Source organism: Bergeyella anatis (assembly GCF_036016955.1).
Taxonomy (GTDB): domain Bacteria; phylum Bacteroidota; class Bacteroidia; order Flavobacteriales; family Weeksellaceae; genus JAYWXI01.
The window spans coordinates 1-1,735 of the sequence record NZ_JAYWXI010000055.1; the positions used below are offsets into that span (position 1 = coordinate 1).

Sequence of the window (1,735 nt, forward strand, 5' to 3'; positions counted from 1 at the left end):
TGGGCAAATAGGACAGTTGATGCGAGGGTACAGCTCCCTAATAAGACTGTTTTAAATACATTTTGTTTTGCCATTTTTTATTGTTTTATGAATTTTTGGCAAATGTATAAGCACCCTCTCAACGGGTTGTATTCTTGGCTTGTTTTGGAATTTTGTGGCAGAGAATGGCTGATTATTATAAGAACATTTTTACACTTTAAAATTGACTTGGAATATATCCAAAACAATAATAATTAGATGTGTACTAAACATTAACACATTTATCTTAAATAGTGATTATTGGATCGATAGTATTATATTCAGTAATTATATTTTGACCACTTGTTTTAACCACTTTTATAATATTAAACATAATTTCTGTCTCTTGTTTCGTAATAACAGGTAAGCCTAATTTACTATTATAGTATTTAATTTTTGGGCTATCATCATTATTAAAAGACCTTTGCTTAATAAAATTAATATGATTATTGATACGATCAAAGACTACTGAATTATAAAATTCTATTTGAGTAGACTCAATATTCTTTGTAATTATGTTTAAAAATTTAGAATCAATTTCATACCCAATACTATTTCTTTTCGTAGCAATTGCTGCGATTGTGATTGTTCCTGTACCTAAAAAAGGATCTAAAACAGTATCTCCCTGAAGAGAATACATATTTATTAGTCTATATGGTAATTCAAAGGGGTATGCTGCACTCCTTTTTCTTGTATTTGAATTTTCAATTTTTTGTTTAGTTCCCTTTAAATCCCATAAATCAGAAAACCAAATATTTCTTTCTTCCCAAAAAAATGAACTTTCTCTTCTTTTTAATTTATCATTTTCAGCCTTAAATTGTCTTTTGCCACCTTTCCTAAATATTAATATCCATTCGTGTTCTAATGTGACATAAGCACCAGATGGTAACATTCCAGAACCCATAAACTTATTCGGAGCATTTGTTTGTTTTCTCCAAATAATATTTGGTAAATTCTGAATATTTAATTTTTGAAAGGCTGATATAACTCTTGAATGATTAGGATATAAAGCAAAATTCCCATTGATAGTTCTTGTTGCATCACCAATATTAATACATGCAAATCCCCCTGGAATTAATACTCTCGACACTTCAGACCAAACCTTATCTAATTCTTTATGCATTAACTCAAAAGCTTCCATTGAATTATTTTCAATAAGAGCATTCTTAATTTCAATATTTTGTTCTGACATAATTTTATCCCACATTTCAATCATAGGATACGGAGGCGAGGTAACAACAAGCTCTATTGAGTTATCTTTTATATGCTTCATGTTTTGTGCCGTATCAATAAAGATCTGATGAAGTGTTGAATTATTTTTCATGATACATTATATTCTTTTAATTTATTGTAGAGTTTAAATTTTTATACAAAATCCCCAATATCAAAGTCCTCTTTACCTTTTGTAGGAGGACTTTTTAAATCCCTATCTAATAGCTCAGAAACTCGTTGTCTAGCTTGAGGCAATACCTTTTCAATTTCGTTTAGTAATTCGGTATCACTAAGTTTTTTGGCAATTGAGGTAGCTTGTTGTTCTTCCTCTTTATCCAATTCTTTCTTTGTAAACAAAGGCTCTACCTGTGCTAATTCCTCAAAAGATAGTCCAGTAGCAAAATCATCGTCCTCTTCGGGAGTACGCATCGCTCGGAGGTCCTCTTCCTCGTCTTCATTGAGTTCTTTACTGAATATCGCTTCTAAATCCTCATCAGGAATTTGT

General features: G+C 30.5%; 2 protein-coding genes and 1 pseudogene. 1 reads left to right on the forward strand and 2 read right to left on the reverse strand.

Annotated elements, in window-relative coordinates; translation table 11 throughout:
- A partial coding sequence (locus VQ048_RS12080; protein WP_327611911.1) for a hypothetical protein occupies positions 1-237 on the forward strand: 237 nt, incomplete at its 5' end.
- Between the two features lie 28 nt (positions 238-265).
- Here the strand turns inward: VQ048_RS12080 and VQ048_RS12085 are convergent.
- Complete coding sequence (locus VQ048_RS12085; RefSeq protein WP_327611912.1) at positions 266-1,342, reverse strand: DNA-methyltransferase; 1,077 nt, start codon at positions 1,340-1,342, stop codon at positions 266-268.
- A 41-nt stretch (positions 1,343-1,383) separates the two neighbouring features.
- Positions 1,384-1,735: pseudogene (locus VQ048_RS12090) on the reverse strand (hypothetical protein); the annotation flags it as partial.